Source organism: Corynebacterium alimapuense (assembly GCF_003716585.1).
Classification (GTDB): domain Bacteria; phylum Actinomycetota; class Actinomycetes; order Mycobacteriales; family Mycobacteriaceae; genus Corynebacterium; species Corynebacterium alimapuense.
In genome coordinates this window covers 308563-325878 of record NZ_PTJO01000005.1, presented here as the reverse complement: position 1 = coordinate 325878, position 17316 = coordinate 308563, and the positions used below count along the sequence as shown (strand labels likewise).

The 17316-nt window shown below is 58.0% G+C and carries 21 protein-coding genes; 12 read left to right on the top strand and 9 right to left on the bottom strand.

The features are described 5' to 3' along the window. Window positions 1–54: 54 nt before the first annotated feature. The 4 genes from C5L39_RS08575 to C5L39_RS08560 all read right to left on the bottom strand — a co-directional run bounded on the left by C5L39_RS08575 (window position 55) and on the right by C5L39_RS08560 (window position 1914). Complete coding sequence (locus tag C5L39_RS08575) at window positions 55–495, bottom strand: hypothetical protein (RefSeq protein WP_123048467.1); 441 nt, start codon at window positions 493–495, stop codon at window positions 55–57. 8 nt (window positions 496–503) lie between these two features. Beyond that, a complete protein-coding gene (locus C5L39_RS08570; protein ID WP_123048466.1) occupies window positions 504–755 on the bottom strand; it encodes a hypothetical protein in 252 nt (83 codons plus the stop codon). 48 nt (window positions 756–803) lie between these two features. Continuing rightward, entirely contained in the window at window positions 804–1322 is a 519-nt protein-coding gene (greA, locus tag C5L39_RS08565; RefSeq protein WP_123048622.1) for a transcription elongation factor GreA, read from the bottom strand. A 139-nt stretch (window positions 1323–1461) separates the two neighbouring features. Beyond that, entirely contained in the window at window positions 1462–1914 is a 453-nt protein-coding gene (locus tag C5L39_RS08560) for a DUF4307 domain-containing protein (protein WP_123048465.1), read from the bottom strand. A gap of 137 nt (window positions 1915–2051) precedes the next feature. Between C5L39_RS08560 and mca the strand changes: the two genes are divergently transcribed. From mca to C5L39_RS08535, 5 genes are all read left to right on the top strand, one after another. Next, window positions 2052–2954, top strand: a complete 903-nt coding sequence (gene mca / locus C5L39_RS08555; protein ID WP_123048464.1) for a mycothiol conjugate amidase Mca — start codon at window positions 2052–2054, stop codon at window positions 2952–2954. Between the two features lie 72 nt (window positions 2955–3026). Beyond that, window positions 3027–3287 carry a hypothetical protein gene (locus C5L39_RS08550; protein ID WP_123048621.1) on the top strand — a complete coding sequence of 87 codons (261 nt, stop codon included), beginning with the start codon at window positions 3027–3029 and terminating at the stop codon, window positions 3285–3287. A gap of 243 nt (window positions 3288–3530) precedes the next feature. Then, complete coding sequence (locus C5L39_RS08545) at window positions 3531–4643, top strand: 3-deoxy-7-phosphoheptulonate synthase (RefSeq protein WP_123048463.1); 1113 nt, start codon at window positions 3531–3533, stop codon at window positions 4641–4643. A 12-nt stretch (window positions 4644–4655) separates the two neighbouring features. Then, a complete protein-coding gene (locus C5L39_RS08540) occupies window positions 4656–5420 on the top strand; it encodes an isoprenyl transferase (RefSeq protein ID WP_123048462.1) in 765 nt (254 codons plus the stop codon). Between the two features lie 46 nt (window positions 5421–5466). Beyond that, window positions 5467–5994 (top strand): flavodoxin domain-containing protein, encoded by a 528-nt coding sequence (locus C5L39_RS08535; RefSeq protein WP_123048461.1) that lies wholly within the window; start codon window positions 5467–5469, stop codon window positions 5992–5994. Here C5L39_RS08535 and coaA read toward each other — a convergent pair. Beyond that, window positions 5991–6917 carry a type I pantothenate kinase gene (coaA, locus tag C5L39_RS08530; protein WP_123048460.1) on the bottom strand — a complete coding sequence of 309 codons (927 nt, stop codon included), beginning with the start codon at window positions 6915–6917 and terminating at the stop codon, window positions 5991–5993. The genes C5L39_RS08535 and coaA overlap by 4 nt on opposite strands. A 120-nt stretch (window positions 6918–7037) precedes the next feature. Here coaA and glyA point away from each other — a divergent pair, with 120 nt between their 5' ends. From glyA to C5L39_RS08515, 3 genes are all read left to right on the top strand, one after another. Then, window positions 7038–8336: a serine hydroxymethyltransferase gene (gene glyA / locus C5L39_RS08525; protein ID WP_123048620.1), complete on the top strand. Its 1299-nt coding sequence runs from the start codon at window positions 7038–7040 to the stop codon at window positions 8334–8336. Window positions 8337–8485: 149 nt separating this feature from the next. Then, window positions 8486–10441, top strand: coding sequence for an aminodeoxychorismate synthase component I (gene pabB / locus C5L39_RS08520; protein WP_123048459.1), 1956 nt, complete (start codon window positions 8486–8488; stop codon window positions 10439–10441). Beyond that, window positions 10438–11166: an aminotransferase class IV gene (locus C5L39_RS08515; protein WP_123048458.1), complete on the top strand. Its 729-nt coding sequence runs from the start codon at window positions 10438–10440 to the stop codon at window positions 11164–11166. The genes pabB and C5L39_RS08515 overlap by 4 nt, the downstream gene beginning before the upstream one ends. Window positions 11167–11182: 16 nt before the next feature. Here the strand turns inward: C5L39_RS08515 and C5L39_RS08510 are convergent, their stop codons facing one another. After that, the gene (locus C5L39_RS08510; RefSeq protein ID WP_123048457.1) at window positions 11183–12112 is read right to left on the bottom strand and encodes a cytochrome c biogenesis CcdA family protein; all 930 of its coding nucleotides are present in this window, start codon (window positions 12110–12112) and stop codon (window positions 11183–11185) included. Window positions 12113–12114: 2 nt separating this feature from the next. Then, window positions 12115–12876 (bottom strand): DsbA family protein, encoded by a 762-nt coding sequence (locus C5L39_RS08505; protein ID WP_123048456.1) that lies wholly within the window; start codon window positions 12874–12876, stop codon window positions 12115–12117. Between the two features lie 125 nt (window positions 12877–13001). Between C5L39_RS08505 and C5L39_RS08500 the strand changes: the two genes are divergently transcribed. From C5L39_RS08500 to C5L39_RS08490, 3 genes are read left to right on the top strand one after another with little or no spacing between them, the layout of a single operon-like run. Further along, window positions 13002–13565, top strand: coding sequence for a hypothetical protein (locus C5L39_RS08500; protein WP_123048455.1), 564 nt, complete (start codon window positions 13002–13004; stop codon window positions 13563–13565). Beyond that, window positions 13562–13933, top strand: coding sequence for a BlaI/MecI/CopY family transcriptional regulator (locus tag C5L39_RS08495; RefSeq protein WP_281270228.1), 372 nt, complete (start codon window positions 13562–13564; stop codon window positions 13931–13933). The genes C5L39_RS08500 and C5L39_RS08495 overlap by 4 nt, the downstream gene beginning before the upstream one ends. After that, complete coding sequence (locus C5L39_RS08490; protein ID WP_123048454.1) at window positions 13930–14916, top strand: M56 family metallopeptidase; 987 nt, start codon at window positions 13930–13932, stop codon at window positions 14914–14916. Before C5L39_RS08495 ends, C5L39_RS08490 begins: the two co-directional genes overlap by 4 nt. A gap of 41 nt (window positions 14917–14957) precedes the next feature. On the opposite strand, the gene C5L39_RS08485 is transcribed toward C5L39_RS08490, so the two are convergent. Beyond that, window positions 14958–15560, bottom strand: a complete 603-nt coding sequence (locus C5L39_RS08485) for a TetR/AcrR family transcriptional regulator (RefSeq protein ID WP_245974944.1) — start codon at window positions 15558–15560, stop codon at window positions 14958–14960. A 72-nt stretch (window positions 15561–15632) separates the two neighbouring features. Between C5L39_RS08485 and C5L39_RS08480 the strand changes: the two genes are divergently transcribed. Continuing rightward, window positions 15633–16835: an alpha-amylase family glycosyl hydrolase gene (locus C5L39_RS08480; RefSeq protein ID WP_123048452.1), complete on the top strand. Its 1203-nt coding sequence runs from the start codon at window positions 15633–15635 to the stop codon at window positions 16833–16835. 112 nt (window positions 16836–16947) lie between these two features. Here the strand turns inward: C5L39_RS08480 and C5L39_RS08475 are convergent, their stop codons facing one another. Next, a complete protein-coding gene (locus tag C5L39_RS08475; RefSeq protein WP_123048618.1) occupies window positions 16948–17292 on the bottom strand; it encodes a DUF5997 family protein in 345 nt (114 codons plus the stop codon). Window positions 17293–17316 lie beyond the last annotated feature (24 nt).

Below are 17316 nucleotides of genomic sequence, written 5' to 3'. Positions count from 1 at the left end.
TTATCTGTGGGTCCTTCTTTTTGTTCTCGGGCGGGGATTTAACGAACCCAACACCTAGAGAATAATCGTCTGGCCATCTACCAAAAGCGTGCTAAAAGCCAGCCCGCTGCCACCGGATGCCGGGTCTGAGAGCTCAACGGTGACCTCGCTGGTATCGACATCACCAGTAGAATCACTGCTTTGCCTAGTCGCGGTGCCGGAAGCTATTTCCTCAGTCCATTCGGACCACTCAATATCTACGATGCGATCACTGTCATCAGTGCAGTCCAAAGACAGCTCCTCTGGTGCGACCTCGGGGGTGCCGACACAGTCGATGACCCCCGGCATGTTGGAGGCTATGTTCGTCATTGTTGTGCTGGGGCCTTTAACCGCTGTGGCAGTATCCACCTTGAGAGTGGAAGGATTCTCGTTCGGCGGGCTGCACGCAGATAGACCGAAGCCCAGGCCGACGGCGCTGAAAGCGACGAGAACCTGGGCGGTGGTGTGGAGATGCATAGTCGTTCTTAGCCGACGAAGTCCACAGTCGGCTCCAGCTCAGAGCCGACGAGAGTGTCCTCAACAACGAGGGAGTTAGCCTCGCTCGTCGTGGTTTCGCTGGTGGAAGAAGACTCTTCCATCGTAGGAGCTTCGAACTCAGTCGCCGTATCCACCTTGAGAGTGGAAGGATTCTCGTTCGGCGGGGTGCAGGAAGCCAGGGCCAACGCCAAAGTGGCGGTGCCGACAATAGCGGCGGCCTTGCGAGGGAAGATGGTCATAATCAGGAAACCTCCGGGTGATCGCGTGGGAAGATGCAGTGGATTTTACTAGTCTTCGCGCGGCGTAGCAGCAAGTTGTGAATCATAGGGGGAAGCGGACTCCAAGGTCACCGTCAACAGTGCGCCGTTGGGGGCGTGGTATTCACGAGTCTCGCCCTCATGTGCACCCAACAGTGCAGCTCCCAGTGGGGACTGCTCGGAGTAGGTCTCTAGGTCCTTGTTATCGGAGGCTGCGGCACGGGTGCCGATCAAGAAGGTCTCCTTATCGTTCTTGTCACCGTTGTAGTAGACGTGAACGACTGAACCAACCAGCGCAACGCCCTCGACGATGTGCTCACGCTCGGTGGTGGCGTTGGCGAGGACCTCGGAGATCCGCTTGATGCGGGCCTCTTCTTGATCCTGCATTTCACGCGCCGCATCGTAGCCAGCGTTCTCCTTGAGGTCACCCTCCTCGCGCCGTTCGTTGATCTCGGCGGCGACGGCCGAGCGATTGTCAATGAGCGCCTGAAGCTCAGACTCCAGCTTCGCCTTGGTCTCCGGAGTGATGTACTGCTTGGATTCTGCCATGCGTTTGCGTGCCTTCCCTGCGTGTCCGGTGAGCAGGGCGCGGTTACCGACGGTGAAAGCCGTGTGCCCCCGAGCTTGACCCACCGGAGTGATCGATTATCAGGCATTTTAACACAAAGGCATTGCTTACTAGCGTCGGCTACTCACTGAACAGCATATGACTGGGAATCGTGGTCGAACAGCCATAGACGCCACCGGAGACTGGGAGGTCACGGGAAGGGATGTCTACTTGGATGCGCTGCACAGCATTTCCGCCGGTGGGAATCAGTAGCTCCCTGCGTCCGACCTCTGCCATGGAGTAATCGATTGCGGTGACAATGCAATAGGACGGCACGGTGGTGTCATCGCGGGTGACATCCACCCACAAACGCATTGTGGAATCGTCGACTCGCTCATGCGAAGCCATGGTGATTGAGACTGCTTGGTCTTCGCGGTTGATGATGTAGCGGCCAACCGCGATGATTATTGCCACCATGAGAATGACTCCGCCGATGGCGACGACTTTGCTGGCGATCCCTTTCGGTTGCCCGATGGGAGAGGCAGACTCGGAGGTGCCGTAGCGGGAAGCCGGGCGATTGGCGGGAGTGCTCATCTTTTACCTCTGTGACATCAACGGGCCTGATGACTTCATCCTAACGGACGGCCGGATTACACCGCCTGCATGGTGGACCTACTAAGATAGAAGAGGTTCATGCCCGCCTGTGCCCTGATGGAAGGAAGCGAAGTTCTGTGAGCGGATTCCGACTTCTAGCGATCCACGCCCACCCCGACGACGAGGCCTCCAAAGGGGCGGCCACTACCGCCAGGTACGCCGCCGAGGGCAATCGTGTCATGGTGTTGACCTGCACTGGAGGCGAGCGCGGCGATATTCTCAATCCCGCCATGGATCGCCCTGGTGTATTGGAAAATATGGTGGAAATTCGTCGCGAGGAAATGGCTGCTTCCGCCGAAGCCCTGGGGGTAGAGCATGTATGGCTAGGCCACATGGATTCTGGGCTTCCCCAAGGGGACCCGTTGCCACCGCTTCCGCAGGGCTGTTTCGCTTTGGAAGACGGTCAGATGGTGGCCCGAGAATTTGTTAAGGTCATCCGGAGCTTCCGCCCGCATGCGATCATTACTTATGATGAAAACGGCGGTTACCCGCACCCGGACCACCTGAAGGTGCATGAGGCATCGATGATCGCCTGGGAGCAGGCCGGAGATGCTGAGTTTGCCCCCGAGCTTGGTCAAGCTTGGACTCCGTTGAAGCTCTACTACACCCACGGTTTTGTCCGTCAGCGCATGCGCTTGTTCCATGAGCGACTGCTAGCTGAAGGAAAACCCAGTCCCTATGGGCCAATGCTGGAGCGTTGGGAGCGCAACCCTGCAGATATCATGGCTAGGGTGACCACTCAGGTGGAGTGCGCCGAGTTCTTCCCGAATCGAGATAGTGCGCTGCTGGCGCATGCCACGCAGATCGACCCAGCCGGGGCTTTCCTCGCCACGCCAGTAGAAGTCCAGCAGCAAGTGTGGCCGACCGAGGAATTTGAATTGGCCAAGACTCGGGTTTCCACCTCATTGCCGGAAGATGACCTGTTCGCAGGTATCGGACCGGAGTATCTTGATAGTTCCGAAGAATCCATCGGTAAATAGGAAGAGTCATCCCTCGTGTATCTCCCCGTCATCGACCACCTTTCAGCGGTGGCACTACATGCGCAATCTGCCATGATCTTTGCCCAGCAACAAGACGGCGGTCCTTTGGGCCCTGAATTTGGCAAGGCATCTCCGATCGGGCTGCTTATTCTTGCAGTATTGGGTGTGGCTGTTATCTTCCTCGGATGGGCGTTCCATCGTCGTTACAGCCGATACAACCGTCGCCGGATCTTCGCGGAAGAGCATGGCCTGGATGTGTTTGATAAACAAGCAGTGGACGCGGCCATGTCCGAGGCTGGGCTGTTGGACCGGAGAAAAGAAGGCTGGCTCTAAACCACACGTGTTAGAGTAAAAGGCATGTTCGTTAGACGATTTTATTTTGGTGAGGTTCCGGGACTGTGTCGCAGTCACCATGACCTCGCCGTTGTGCCTGCCTAAACCAAGCACCTAAACCGGCGAACATACCCCGGAACCTAGAAGCAGCACCTCCCCGAGAAATCGGGTCGAGGGGCTGCTTTTTCGTTGTTGGACAACTTCTCCAGCTCATCCCCCTCGCCCTAGAAAGGCCCTCACACCATGAGTACACCGGTATCCCTAGCTGATTCGCCATCTACGTCGAACCGTCGAGTGCGTGCTTTCCATGAGCTCCCCAGCCCAGAGCAGGTACAGGCGGACTTGCCGCTGGCACCGGAGCAAGTAGCGAAGGTGGAACGTGATCGGCAGGAAATCGCTGATATCTTCGCTGGTGACGATGATCGCTTGGTCGTTGTGGTCGGTCCGTGCTCCATCCATGACCCGGTAGCAGCGGCTGACTACGCTAACCGACTTTCCCCGTTGGCCAGGTTGTTGGCGAATGATCTCAAGATAGTGATGCGGGTGTACTTCGAAAAGCCACGCACCACCGTTGGTTGGAAAGGGCTCATCAATGATCCTGACCTCAATGCCACTTACGACGTTCATCACGGCCTGCAGTTGGCTCGAAAGGTGCTGACTGAGATCGTCAACCTCGATCTGCCGGCAGCGTGTGAGTTCCTCGAACCAAATTCCCCGCAGTACTACGCCGATGCCGTGTCCTGGGGTGCAATCGGAGCGCGTACTACCGAATCTCAAGTGCACCGGCAGCTGGCCTCGGGGATGTCGATGCCGATTGGTTTCAAAAACGGGACCGATGGAAATACTCAGGTAGCACTCGATGCAGTATCGGCTGCCGCAAAACCACATTTCTTCTTCGGCACCTCGGATCAAGGCCGGCCTTCGGTCGTGGAGACCGCAGGTAACTCTAATTGCCACATCATTCTTCGAGGAGGCACTGGGGGGCCGAATTTCGATGCCGCTTCGGTAGCCGCGGCCGTCGAGAAGCTGGGCGAACGTGGACAGGCACCACGGCTGATGGTGGATGCCTCGCATGCGAATTCTGGAAAGGACCACCACCGTCAGGCAGAAGTGATCGCTGATATCTCAGCGCAGGTTGCCGCTGGTGACTCCGCTATTGCAGGAGTGATGATGGAATCATTCTTAGTCGCTGGGGCGCAGCCACTAGATCCAAAGAAACTCAAGGTCAACGGTGGTGAAGGATTGGTTTACGGCCAGTCGGTGACCGATGCTTGTATGGATTTCGATACCACCACCGACCTCTTAGCCGACCTAGCAGCTGCGGTGCGTGAACGACGCCAAGCACAGCAAGGTTAGACTAGGGGAGTGATGCTGTCCCGCCTGCTTTATCCTCTGTACGAAGCTCGGTTGCTCCGCGAGCTTAAAGGCGCGCGGCAGCCCAAGCATGTCGCCATCATGGCTGATGGCAACCGTCGATGGGCCAAACAGGCCGGGCACACCGATATCAGTTTGGGTCATCTCGCGGGTGCACGGAAGATCAGTGAAATGGTCAATTGGTGTGCGGACACTGATGTCGAGATCGTCACGGTGTATTTGTTGTCAACGGAAAACCTTCGGCGCGAGGACCATGAGCTCCAAGACTTGTTCGAGATTATCGGTGATCTTGTTGATGAGCTAGCAACCAATGAATACAACTGCGCTGTTCGTCTAGTAGGACATTTGGATCTTTTGCCGGACCACTTCGCCGATCGTTTGCGAGCTGCGGCTGCGCCGACGAAAGATTGCGACGGAGTGACAGTCAATATCGCGGTGGGATACGGCGGCCGCCAAGAAATCGTCGATGCCATGCGGGCGCTGATTGTCGAAGAAGCAGCGGCTGGCACCGCAGTGGAAGAGATCGCGGAGAAGATCACGGTAGATTCGCTTTCCACCTATCTCTACACCTCCGGCCAGCCTGATCCAGATCTAGTAATCCGGACCTCGGGAGAACAGCGGCTCTCGGGGTTCTTGCTCTGGCAGGCTGCCTATTCGGAGATTTGGTTCACTGATACCTATTGGCCAGCATTTCGCCGGGTCGATTTTTTGCGCGCCTTGCGCGAATATTCCGGGCGAAGCCGCAGGTTTGGTAAATAGCAAGAGACTCTTGAAGTCTTTAGGTGCTTTTAAGGAGACCACCACAGTGCCCGCCACGATTTTCTATCAGTCCTTTTATGGGTCCACCGGAGATTATGCTCGCGCATTAGCCCAGCGTCTGGGCACCACCGCGCAGGAGATTCCCGCTGATGCCTCGCAGTGTGAGATCGGTGGTACAGATCCACTTATTTTGTTATCTCCCGTGCATGGGCCTTCGATGGCCGCCGCCGACTTTTTAAAACACAACGACCTCGGTGACCGGCCAGTTGCAGTATGTGCGGTGGGTATGACTTTGGCTGAGGAAGCTCGGTCGAAAGATCGTTGCGCCTCATTATTGGGACGCAAAGCGGCCACAGTGACTAGGTTTTATTTGCCAGGCCGACTGAACTATTCAACGCTCAGTGGCAAACACCGCAATATTATGCGCGCGATCGTGGGTTCTTTGCGGCTCAAGCCAAACAAATCAGCCAATGAACACGCCATGATCGCTGACTATGACCGAGACATTGACCGAGTGGATCTAGCGGAGTTGGACCCAGTCGTGGACTGGGCACTGTCGGCAACTAGGGGTTAAATCTTGCGCATCCGAACCTGTTCAACTAAATGATCGGCACCTTTGCGCAGCACCAATGATGCTCGCACTCGAGTGGGCAGAATATTTTCCACCAGATTGGGCAGGTTGATCGACTGCCAGATCTCCCGAGCTGCTGCGCGGGTTTCTGTTTCTCCTAGGTCGGCGTAGTGGCCGAAATGGGCGCCGGGTTCCCTAAAAGCCGTTCTGCGCAGCTCTAAGAATCGGTCGATGTACCACTGCTCGATATCGGCGGTGCGGGCATCGACATAGACGGAGAAGTCGAATAGATCTGAGACCATCAGCGTCGGTCCGGTCTGCAGGACATTCAACCCTTCGAGAATGAGGATGTCCGGCTGGGAGATAGTCTGAACTTCATCGAGCACTCGGTCGTAGAGTCGATGGGAATAAACTGGGGCATCAACGTGGGGGCTGCCAGATTTGACCTCGGTGACAAATCTCAACAGGGATCGTTGGTCGTAGGACTCGGGAAAGCCCTTTCGATTCATCAATCCGCGGGCGTTGAGCTCTACCGCGGGTAGTAGGAATCCGTCGGTAGTCACCAGATCGACATGAGGATGAGATTCCCATCCTTGGAGCAGCGCTTGGAGCAATCGGGCCGTGGTGGATTTTCCTACTGCCACGGAACCGGCAACGCCGATGATGAAGGGAACATGCCCAGAAGAGCTGCCTAAGAAGGTTTCGGTAGCGGCGATAAGCTTCTGACGTGCAGCAACCTGCAAGTGGATCAATCGTGAGAGGGGCAGATAGACTTCTGCGACTTCGCCGAGATCAATGTTGACACCGATTCCGCGCAGCTGAGCGAGCTCGTCTTCGTGGAGAACCTGAGGCATTGAATTGCGCAGAGCGCGCCAAGATGAACGATCGAAATCCACGTAAGGGGTGCTGTCCTTGGGGCGAGCCATAGTCCTATTGTGGCACCAGGCACATACCAGCTGAGGGTTCAGGGGTGCGGTTGGCAAAGAGGAAGGTAAGCTCCACAGGCGAATGCCGTGAATACTTCCGAAAGGCTAGCTGACCCGCCAATGACTTACGCATCCGATGATCTGCGTTACCAGGAACTGTCCGTGCTCGACCCGGAGGTGGCTGCCGCCATCAACGGTGAGGTGCACCGTCAGCGAGACACCCTTGAGATGATCGCTTCCGAAAACTTCGTACCGCGCGCTGTGCTGCAGGCACAGGGTTCGGTATTTACCAACAAGTATGCGGAGGGCTACCCGGGGCGCCGCTACTACGGTGGCTGCGAGAACGCCGATGTCATCGAGGATCTCGCTCGCAACCGTGCCAAGGAGCTCTTTGGCGCTGAGTACGCCAACGTTCAGCCGCACTCCGGTGCCCAGGCCAACGCCGCTGTCCTGCATGCTCTGGCTAGCCCGGGCGACAAGATCATGGGCCTGTCCCTGGCTCATGGTGGTCACCTGACCCACGGCATGAAGCTCAACTTCTCCGGCAAGCTCTACGAAGTTGCTGCCTATGAGGTTGATCCGGAAACCATGCGCATCGATATGGACCGTCTGCGTGAGCAGGCCCTGATCGAGCGCCCGAAGGTGCTCATCGCTGGTTGGTCTGCATACTCGCGCACCATCGACTTCGCTGCCTTCCGTTCCATCGCTGATGAGGTCGGGGCCCTGCTGTGGACCGACATGGCGCATTTCGCCGGCTTGGTTGCCGCCGGTCTGCACCCCTCCCCGGTGCCGTACTCGGATGTTGTCTCCACCACCGTGCATAAGACGCTCGGCGGCCCGCGTTCCGGCTTGATCCTGGCGAAGCAGGAGTGGGCTAAAAAGCTCAACTCCGCAGTCTTCCCCGGCCAGCAGGGCGGCCCCTTAATGCATGTCATCGCTGCCAAGGCAGTGGCCTTGAAGGTCGCTGGCACCGAAGACTTCCGTGAGCGCCAAGCTCGCACCATCGAGGGCGCACAGATCCTCGCTGAGCGCCTGATGGCCAAGGATTGCCAAGCAGCTGGCGTTGATGTGCTCACCGGAGGCACCGACGTCCACCTGGTGCTCGCTGATCTGCGCAACTCCGAGATGGACGGCCAGCAGGCCGAGGATCTGCTCCATGAGGTCGGCATCACGGTTAACCGTAACGCCGTCCCGAATGATCCCCGCCCGCCGATGGTCACCTCCGGTCTGCGGATTGGCACCCCGGCACTGGCTACCCGTGGCTTCGATGCCCAGGCCTTCACTGAGGTCGCCGACATCATCGGTACCGCTTTGGCCACTGGTGCCAACGCCGACATCGAGGCTCTGCGCGGCCGTGTGGCCAAGCTGACCGAGCGGTACCCGCTCTACGACGGCCTGGAGGAGTGGAAGCTCAACTAAGAGCTCCTTTCCTTACAGCAGCATCAATGCGGCCGCCTGAGACCTTGAAGGTTCCCAGGCGGCCGCATTAGTTTTCCTTGAGCTAAAGCCATGAGGCGGATGCGCTAAAAAGTTCCGAACGAGCAAGCCGTCGGGATACGCTGGCGAGCGTGCGCACGCTGATTATCGATAACGTCGATTCCTTTACCTGGAACCTCGCCTCCTATGTCGAAGACGTCACCGGTGTCCTGCCCACCGTCATCCGCAATGACGAACCTGGGTGGGACCCTGAGCGAGTCTCGCTTTTCGACGCCGTGATCATCTCACCCGGACCAGGGCGCCCCGAGCACCCGCGCGACATCGGCATCTGCCTTGATGTTCTCCGTCAATCGCGCGTACCCGTCTTGGGAGTTTGTTTGGGACATCAAGCCATCGCCTACGCCCACGGTGGAACCATCACGCGCGCGCCGGAGCCGGTGCATGGCCGGGTATCAACTGTGGTGCACGATCGCACCGGGGTATTTGCCAGTTTGCCTGAGCGTATCGACGTCGTGCGCTATCACTCTTTGCTCGTCTCCGAGCCAGCCGCCGCCCTCGAGGTCTGCGCCCGCACCGAAGACGGTCTGATCATGGGGCTTTCGCACCGAGAGCTTCCGCAGTGGGGCGTGCAGTTCCATCCGGAATCAATTGGCGGACAATTCGGCCACCAGATGATTGAGAATTTCCTCGCGCTGGCCGCGCAGTGGAATCTCAACCACCGCACCCGCTGGCAGCTGCACCAAGAAACCCTTGATACCGAGGTTGACGCAGCGGCTATTCATGCTGAGTTATTTGCCGGTTCCGCCGAGAGCTTCTGGTTGGACTCGACTTCACCGGATCGGGACAACGGCAGGTTTAGCTATCTTGGGGATGCCAGCGGGCCCTTGGCCAGAGTCTGGATCGGTCAAGTGGGGGAGTCTTTATTGGAGCAATTGGCCACCGATCTGGCCAACAACACGCTCGACCCAGGGGACTATGAAGCCGGCTTTGGACTGGGCTGGGTGGGTTGGTTGGGCTACGAGCTCAAGGGCGAATGTGGTGGCAGCACCACCCATCGCTCCGATCAGCCAGACCTGGCCATGATCTTTGCTGATCGCGCAGTGGTCATCGACCACCTGCGACACCGCACCCATCTGATTGCACTCATCGGCTCTGAACATGATCAAGCACAACGGGCTTGGTGTCGGGATACCGCAACTCAGATCGCAGGGTTGGCTCAGGGCGGCGTCGATAAGCGGCCGCTAGGTGAGGTCTCAACGCTTATACCCCGGCACAATCAAGCACAATATCTGGAGCTGGTGGAAGCCTGCCTGGGCGAAATTAGGGCCGGAGAAACTTATGAAGTGTGCTTGACTAACCAGCTTCGCGCTGCCGGTCACCTCGACATCGAAGCCGCCTATGCTGCGTTGCGGGCGGCCAACCCGACGCCATTCGGAGCACTGCTGCGTATTGGCGGGTTGAGCGTGCTCTCAAGTTCTCCAGAGAGATTTTTGGCCATTGATCGGGCCGGGATGGTGGAATCTAGGCCGATCAAAGGCACTCGACCTCGCTCCAATGACCCTGGCGAGGATGCACGATTGCGCGCCAGCCTGGCAGTGGATGAGAAAGACCGAGCAGAGAATCTGATGATTGTCGATTTGGTACGCAATGATTTAACGCACGTTGCCGCGCCGGGAACTATGCGTGCGCAAGAGCTCTTTCAGGTAGAAAGCTACGCCACCGTTCACCAGTTGGTCAGCACCGTTACCTGCCGGTTGGCAGAAGGCGCCGGGGCCGTGGACGCGGTCCAAGCTAGTTTCCCAGGAGGTTCGATGACGGGGGCGCCAAAAGTTCGAACTATGGAGATCATCGATCGTCTAGAGCAAGGCCCGCGGGGTGTCTACTCTGGTGCGCTGGGCTATTTTTCCCTAGATGGTGGGATGGATCTATCGATGGTTATTCGCAGCATCGTCGCAGATGACGCTGGTATTTCCTATGGCGTCGGCGGGGCAGTGATCGCGCTGTCTGATCCGGTAGGCGAGTACGAAGAGATCATCACTAAATCAGCGCCGCTGCTGCGCTTGCTCGGACAGGACTACCCGGGATGATACTTCGCTGGGAGGGCCGAGATTTGGTCTCGTCGATCGAACCGGAATCGGCTCCGGAGGTGATTGATTCCTGGTTGGTATCGCATGGTGTGGTGGCCGGATGGGCACACCACCGTCATCGCTTTGCTGCGAGCCTGCCAGGGATTGATACCGAGGAGTTTTTGGATGCTGCCTATCAGGCATGCCCAGAACACGGACGGTGGTTTCCCCGGGCAGAGGCCCACGGCGGGCAGCTTTTTCTCCGGCTGCGCCCGGCACCAGAGCTTCGCCACCAGACTGTGCTGCACATCCCTGAGCAATGTGATCCGCGGAGCAGACCGAAGACCAAAGGCCCGGATCTAGCAGTATTGGCGCAGCTGCGATTGAGCGCTCAGGGGCTCGGCGCCGATGACGCCCTGCTTTATGGTTCCGATGGCCGTGTTGTCGAGGCTGCGCACGCGGCAATCGCGTGGTGGGAAGACGACCGGTTGATGTTCCCAGAGCATTCGGATCAACTGCCTTCAGTGACAGTAGCGGCGACTCGTGAGGTACTCAACGACACCGGATCGCGGCCGATCAGCGTCGAGGAACTTTCTGGGGGATTGCCCGTGTGGGTTGGCAGCGCACTTCATGGCTGGACCCCCGTGACTGGTTGGATTGGCGCAGAAGGCACCCGGTGGCAACCTGCCACTTTCCGCTGCCCGTATTCCACCACCCAGGTCAATGACTTGATCGGGCGGCGTTAATTTCACGCAGCAGATTCTAGGGCTGCTCGTCGGTGGCCGAGTGGCGTTGGCTAGCAACCTGGGTAGGAGTGATCACCCAGCCGCTATGAGCAGGGCTAGTTTCTGATTCTTGTTCCCACTCTTGTTGCCTACGTTGCCGCTTATTCCAGGCATAGAGAGCCACTGCGGCCAGGGCGAGAATAGCCAAGATATCGAAGATCGGGCTGCCTAGTAGCGAAGCAGAATCTTGCAGCCAGGACTGAGTCTCGGCGGGGACTAATTCTGGAACTCCCACGAGGCCGTTGGTCATCCAGAAGATGATGCCGACTGCGGTGATGAGTAAACCACTGATGACCGAGGTGCTGTGCCACGCTCGTCCGAGGAAGTGAAATTCCCTACCGCGCAGCGCACGCTGACCGCGTTGTCCCAGTTTGGACCAGAGCGCGGCGATGGCGATCAAGGGCAACACCATGCCGGCACCGTAGGCGCTGAGGATCAACACTGAGGCTATGAGGCTGCCGCTAGTGGCTGCCAAAGTTAGCACTGCCCCGAGGATGGGCCCGGCACAGAAACCGGCGACGCTACTGGTCATTCCGAGCAAGAAGCTCTTGCCCAGCCCGGTCGATACTGAGGCGCGTGACTGCAAGTTATCTTGGCCGGGCAGCATCTTGGAAGTATCGAATCCAAGGCCAAAAATCTGTGCGATACCAAGCAATATCAACACGATCGAAGACACCACGATGATGGTTTGACGTTGGGTAACAAAGAGCTCGCCTAAGAACCCAGCGCCCAGGCCCAAGGGGACTAACAAGACCAGAAGGCCAGCGTAGAAAACCAGACCGTGCAGCAGTAATCGAGGGCCAGCGCCGACCGAAGAAGCAAAGAATGCGGGCAGAAGCAATGCAGCACACGGGCTCAATAGCGCCAATATGCCGCCTAGAAAGGCGGTCAGTAGACCGATGTCCATTGTTATTCCTGCTCACCTAGTGCGAGTTCAAAGGCATTTTCGAATACCTCGGTGGGCTGTGCTCCCATGATCGGCTGCCCGCCCAGAATGAAGGCTGGCGTGGAGTAGACACCTAGATCGATACCCTGCTGGACACCACTAGCCACTGCGGTCGCGGTCTCAGGGGAGTTAAAATCAGTGCCAAATTGTTGAGTGTCGAGCCCCAGTTCACCGGCAAGCGTGGTCAAAGACTCATCGCTGAGCTGCTGTTCTGATCGAGTTTCACCATTGGAAAATAGTGCCTCATGGTATTCCAAGAAACTTCCTTGGAGGCCCGCTGCATAAGAAGCTCGCGCCGCACGATCCGAAGCATCTCCAAAGAGGGCTAGATTTCGCCATTCGATGCGCAGGTTGCCATCTTCTACGTGCTCGAGCATGGCTGGCAGGGTGTCAGCGCTCCATAAAGCACAGTAGTGGCACTGGTAGTCAGAAAAGACCACCAAGCCCACGGGAGCATCGACTGACCCCACTGCCTCTGGATCTAACTCATCTCTGCCCTCTACCACCGTGAGGTCTGGTTGCGCAGCCTCGGTGGTGGCTTGTCCGGGGACTACTCCAGCGGTCTGAGCTTCGCTGGTGCTCTGTTCTGATGCAGAGTCCACCGTGTCAGAATCGCCATTCATGGCTAGCACCATGCCGATGAGCAGCACCGCTACGGCAATGATGATCGCCGGGACCAACCATTTGTTGCGTTGGGTAGAACGCGAGTTTGATCCTGTGGCCATGTGCTTTCCTCCGTGGCCTCGTGTGAGGCTGTTCGGTGACAGAACTTTTAGCTGACTATCGCACATAGTCGACTACTTTGCATAGTCGACTATGCTCGATAGTCGATCTATGGCACTCTTGGCACATGGAACAATCAACGGCCCTGGCTCTGCGGCGCCCTAATAGTCGGAGTCGAGACATTCTCACGGCGTTGTCTGCATGGACTCCCCGGCATGTTCTCGTCGCGGTCGTGGCTTCTTTAGCGGTGGCTGCTCTGATTGGTCTCTCGAGTGTCCTCATCCCCAACCCAGTGTTTAGCCGGGATATTCCCCCCGTGTGGTGGAACTATCCGGTCTGGCTGCTGACCTCCGGGTTTTCCGGCATGCTGATTGCCACCTATGTCAGTGGTGGGAAATCAGCCACAGGGCAAGAAAGTGGTGATCACGCCGATCCGGAAGCAGGCGCGGTTGCCTCCAGCCGGATGGGGATGGCTGGGGGAGTGCTCACCTGGTTCGCGGTAGGCTGCCCGGTCTGCAACAAACTGGCACTGTTGGCGCTGGGTTATTCCGGCGCGCTGACGTGGTTTGCCCCCGTCCAACCCTATTTGGCGTTGCTGGGTTTGGCTTTGGTCAGCGTCGCTCTCTATCTCCGGTTGCGCGGACAAGTCTCGTGCCCGGTATCTGCTGCTAATCAGGGGGATAATCAGTGAATGCCTCTTCGCAGATTCCCGCGCTAGGTTCCTTAGAACAGCAGGTCATGCACCTGCTCTGGGACCACGGTGATCTGATGATTCGGGAGATTATTGACTACCTTCCTGGAAACCCGGCCTATACGACGATCGCGACGGTCCTTCGTCACTTGGCAGGCAAAGGCATGGTGGTGGTCATCAAGGATGGACGCTTTGCCCGGCACGCAGCCAAGATGAGTCGTGAACATTACACCGCCGAGCTCATGGACCAGGCTTTAAGCGCTAGCCGCAATCGAGAAGCCTCGATCCTGCATTTTGTGGACAACATGGAAGATCAAGATCGCGAGCTACTTCGGCAGTATCTGCATGATCAGGAACAGCAGCAATGAATGGGACTGCGGCGCTAGGGGTGCTCTTGGCTGGCGTCTTAATGCTTGCCGTCGGCTGGTTTGGGCATCTTCCGCTGCGCAAAGGAGCGCCAGTATTAGCTAGGTTTCCTCGGTTGGCCATTGCGTTGCTCTTTGGGGGAGTCTTGATCTGGCCAGCTGCGATAGTAGCGGTAGTTCTCGCATTTGCCTGGGTGGTTACTGGTCCAGATGTGTTGCCGATGGGCGCGGCCCAGGTGTGCCAGCAATGTGTGGCGGCAGCTAACCCCTTCACGTTGACCACAGTGGAGACGGGGATCCCCTCGGTGACTTTCCTTCTGCTTCCGATAATTGCAGGAGCATTGGGTACTGCTGGGGTGGCTGCACAGTATTTTTCTCGGCTTCGGCGTTCTCGGGAGCTCGCAGGGGTGGTACTAGCGGGGAGCTCTCGGCAGTGGATCCACGGTTATCAGGTAGCGCTGGCCACAGATGAGGCAACGTGGGCGTTGAGCTTTTCCCGCGGCCAGGGTGGCATTGTTTTATCGACTGGGGCCTGCGAGCGGCTAGACAAACAAGAATTGATAGCAGTCTTGGAACATGAGGAAGCCCATCTTCGACAGCGTCACCATCTGATCGCTGACCTGGTTGCTAGTATCGCTGCGCAATTGCGCTGGGTTCCTTTCATCCGAGAAGCCGCCGCAGGTATTCCCGCATATCTAGAGATTGCCGCCGATGATCAGGCACGATCCAAGGTGGGCACTACCGCACTGGTGCGCGCACTGCTCATCCTTGGTGAACGGGTATTGCCAACAGGTGTTTCAGGGATGGTTGCGGGCCCGCTTCCCGCCGCGGGTCCGGAGCGGATTCCGCATTTGGTCTCTCCTGCGATTGGTCAATGCGGGCTGCTTCCTGCCGCTGCCGCGACCATCCAGCTCATGGTGCTCAGCGTGGTTAGCGTCGTGGTGTTGAGCTCTTATGCCAACGCTCTATTGAGTGGCTGTATTTAGCTCTCGGAGCAATGATCGTCGCGTGAGCATGACTGGGGGAATCAAGCTTGAGGCCACTGTGGGGTGGTCGACCAATCGCCGAGGGCGCCTTCTAGGGCGCCAAGGGCGGCGTCGATAAGCGGGAAACGCTCATCTGCTGGGCACCCTGCTTCCGCCCAGCGGCGGGCGACTAGCTCGAGAAAGCCTGCCCAGCCCCAGAGCGCCCAGGTATGGCGGGAGAAGTCTGTCACCGCCAATAGTTCGCTGAGCCAGTCGACCAAGTCGGATCGAGCCTGGTCGCGGATCTGATGGGTGGTGGCGGGCTCGCCGGTGCGCGGAATGAGGTTGGGATCTGCTGCGAGGTGCTCCAGATGGGTGAGCAGGAGTGTTCTTATCCGGTCGCGGGCGGAAGTGCCCGGACTAAGCGCAGAGTCAGCCAACAGCTGAGCCTGGCGGAGTTGAGCCAGCGATTCGCTGACGACGGTGGCCTGAAGCCCCGCCTTGGATGCGAAGTAGTGGAAGACTAGAGCTTGTGAGCTTCCGGAATCTTTCGCGATCGCCGCGACGGAGACCTCTGGATAGGCGGCGGCAGAAAAATGTGACCGAGCGGCCTCCAAGATGACGGCTCGGCGTTCGGTAGTGCTTAGGCGCTTGCGAGTACTCACGGTTGACAATCCTAGCCGCTATTGAACTAGAGTCAGTAACCAGTTATTGATAGACACTCAATAGGAGGAATCGTGACCATTTTGGACCATGCAGTTATCTGGCACGTCTACCCACTCGGCGCCACTGGCGCCCCGATTCGTGATTGGCAGGGTACCGAGGGTGCGCAGGCGCATCGCCTGCCGCGCTTGATTAACTGGCTGGACTACGCCGTGGAGCTTGGCTGCGATACGTTGCTGCTCGCGCCGATCTTTTCCTCGGATTCCCATGGCTATGACACCCTCGATTATTTCCGCATCGACCCGCGATTAGGCGATGAGGAAGATTTCCTGGCTCTCGCTGATGCCTGCCGTGACCGCGGCATTAACCTGCTTCTCGACGGCGTGTTCAACCACGTCAGCATCAATCACCCGATGGTCGCGGACAACGGCCCCATTAAACGCGACGATGCCGGCCAACCCGTGGGTTGGGAAGGACACGGCGACTTAGTTGAGCTTGATCATTCCGATCCTCGGACTGTGGACTTAGTGGCTGAAGTGATGGAATATTGGTTGGCTCGTGGCATCGCTGGCTGGCGTCTAGATGTGGCCTATGCCGTACCCGTCGCCTTCTGGGCAGCTGTGACCGATCGGGTGCGTCAGAACTACCCGAACGTACTATTCCTCGGCGAAATCATCCACGGTGACTACCTTGGGCTGATCAACGATGGACACCTGGATACCGTCACCCAATATGAGCTGTGGAAGGCGATCTGGTCCTCGATCAAGGAGGTCAACTTCTGGGAATTAGCGCATGCGATCGGCCGGCATGATGAATTTATCGCAGGTGGTCATATGCAGACCTTCGTGGGAAACCACGACGTCGACCGCATCGCCAGCGTCGTCGGGGATGCCGGTGCTGCAGTGGCCGCTACGATTTTGCTTACCCTGCCTGGTGTGCCCAGCATCTACTACGGCGATGAACAAGCCTTCCGAGGTGCCAAAGCCGAAGGCTTTGCTACCGATGACCCGCTGCGCCCAGCGCTGCCGGAATACCCCAATCAGCTCGCCGAACAAGGCGGGTGGATGCATGACCTGCACCGCGAATTGATCGGGATGCGCCGCCGGCACGGCTGGCTGACCAGAGCCCGAGTAGAGGCCTTAGAAAAGACCAACGAGACACTGCACTATGCGGTGACCGAAAATGAGCACCGCCTCGACGTACGAATCTCACTCGCCCCAGAGGTATCAGTGGAACTGACCTTTGATGACGGGGAGAGCTTGCGCCATAGTTGGTGAGTCGCTTGAACGGCTATCAGCAAGCTAGATATTCCTAGCAGCTGCAAAAATAAAGGCACCTGAGCGAGAATTACTCACTCAGGTGCCTTTAGCTGGTTAACGGTGGCCTGGATTAGGCCTCGGGGGCAGTCTCCTCAGCGACATTGTCGCGCCCCTCGGCCAAAGCCGTACGAGCAGCGCGCAGCCACTCCGGTTGATCAGCCAACAAGGCCTTGATCTCCTCGGTGGTCAGCGGCTGATCGAGCTCATTGCGCTTGAGCGCAGTGATAGTAATGCCGAGCTTTTGTGCCACGACCGGGCGCGGGTGCGGGCCGGTGCGACGAAGCTCATTGAGCCACTCTGGCGGATTCTCTAGCAATTGCTTGAGCTCGACATGGGTGACGGCGTTGGTCTGGAACTGATCCGGGGTGGCGGGCAAGTAGATACCCAGCTTCTTTGCCGCGGTCTGCGGCTTCATCGCGGTACCGGACGGCTGACGTGC

Excerpts from the sequence above, each read along its gene's own strand:
- C5L39_RS08575 (WP_123048467.1), bottom strand. The coding sequence starts at position 495 with ATGCATCTCCACACCACCGCCCAGGTTCTCGTCGCTTTCAGCGCCGTC.
- C5L39_RS08570 (WP_123048466.1), bottom strand. The coding sequence starts at position 755 with ATGACCATCTTCCCTCGCAAGGCCGCCGCTATTGTCGGCACCGCCACT.
- greA (WP_123048622.1), bottom strand. The coding sequence starts at position 1,322 with ATGGCAGAATCCAAGCAGTACATCACTCCGGAGACCAAGGCGAAGCTG.
- C5L39_RS08560 (WP_123048465.1), bottom strand. The coding sequence starts at position 1,914 with ATGAGCACTCCCGCCAATCGCCCGGCTTCCCGCTACGGCACCTCCGAG.
- C5L39_RS08550 (WP_123048621.1), top strand. The coding sequence starts at position 3,027 with ATGATCTTTGCCCAGCAACAAGACGGCGGTCCTTTGGGCCCTGAATTT.
- C5L39_RS08545 (WP_123048463.1), top strand. The coding sequence starts at position 3,531 with ATGAGTACACCGGTATCCCTAGCTGATTCGCCATCTACGTCGAACCGT.
- C5L39_RS08540 (WP_123048462.1), top strand. The coding sequence starts at position 4,656 with ATGCTGTCCCGCCTGCTTTATCCTCTGTACGAAGCTCGGTTGCTCCGC.
- coaA (WP_123048460.1), bottom strand. The coding sequence starts at position 6,917 with ATGGCTCGCCCCAAGGACAGCACCCCTTACGTGGATTTCGATCGTTCA.
- glyA (WP_123048620.1), top strand. The coding sequence starts at position 7,038 with ATGACTTACGCATCCGATGATCTGCGTTACCAGGAACTGTCCGTGCTC.
- C5L39_RS08515 (WP_123048458.1), top strand. The coding sequence starts at position 10,438 with ATGATACTTCGCTGGGAGGGCCGAGATTTGGTCTCGTCGATCGAACCG.
- C5L39_RS08510 (WP_123048457.1), bottom strand. The coding sequence starts at position 12,112 with ATGGACATCGGTCTACTGACCGCCTTTCTAGGCGGCATATTGGCGCTA.
- C5L39_RS08505 (WP_123048456.1), bottom strand. The coding sequence starts at position 12,876 with ATGGCCACAGGATCAAACTCGCGTTCTACCCAACGCAACAAATGGTTG.
- C5L39_RS08500 (WP_123048455.1), top strand. The coding sequence starts at position 13,002 with ATGGAACAATCAACGGCCCTGGCTCTGCGGCGCCCTAATAGTCGGAGT.
- C5L39_RS08490 (WP_123048454.1), top strand. The coding sequence starts at position 13,930 with ATGAATGGGACTGCGGCGCTAGGGGTGCTCTTGGCTGGCGTCTTAATG.
- C5L39_RS08475 (WP_123048618.1), bottom strand. The coding sequence starts at position 17,292 with ATGAAGCCGCAGACCGCGGCAAAGAAGCTGGGTATCTACTTGCCCGCC.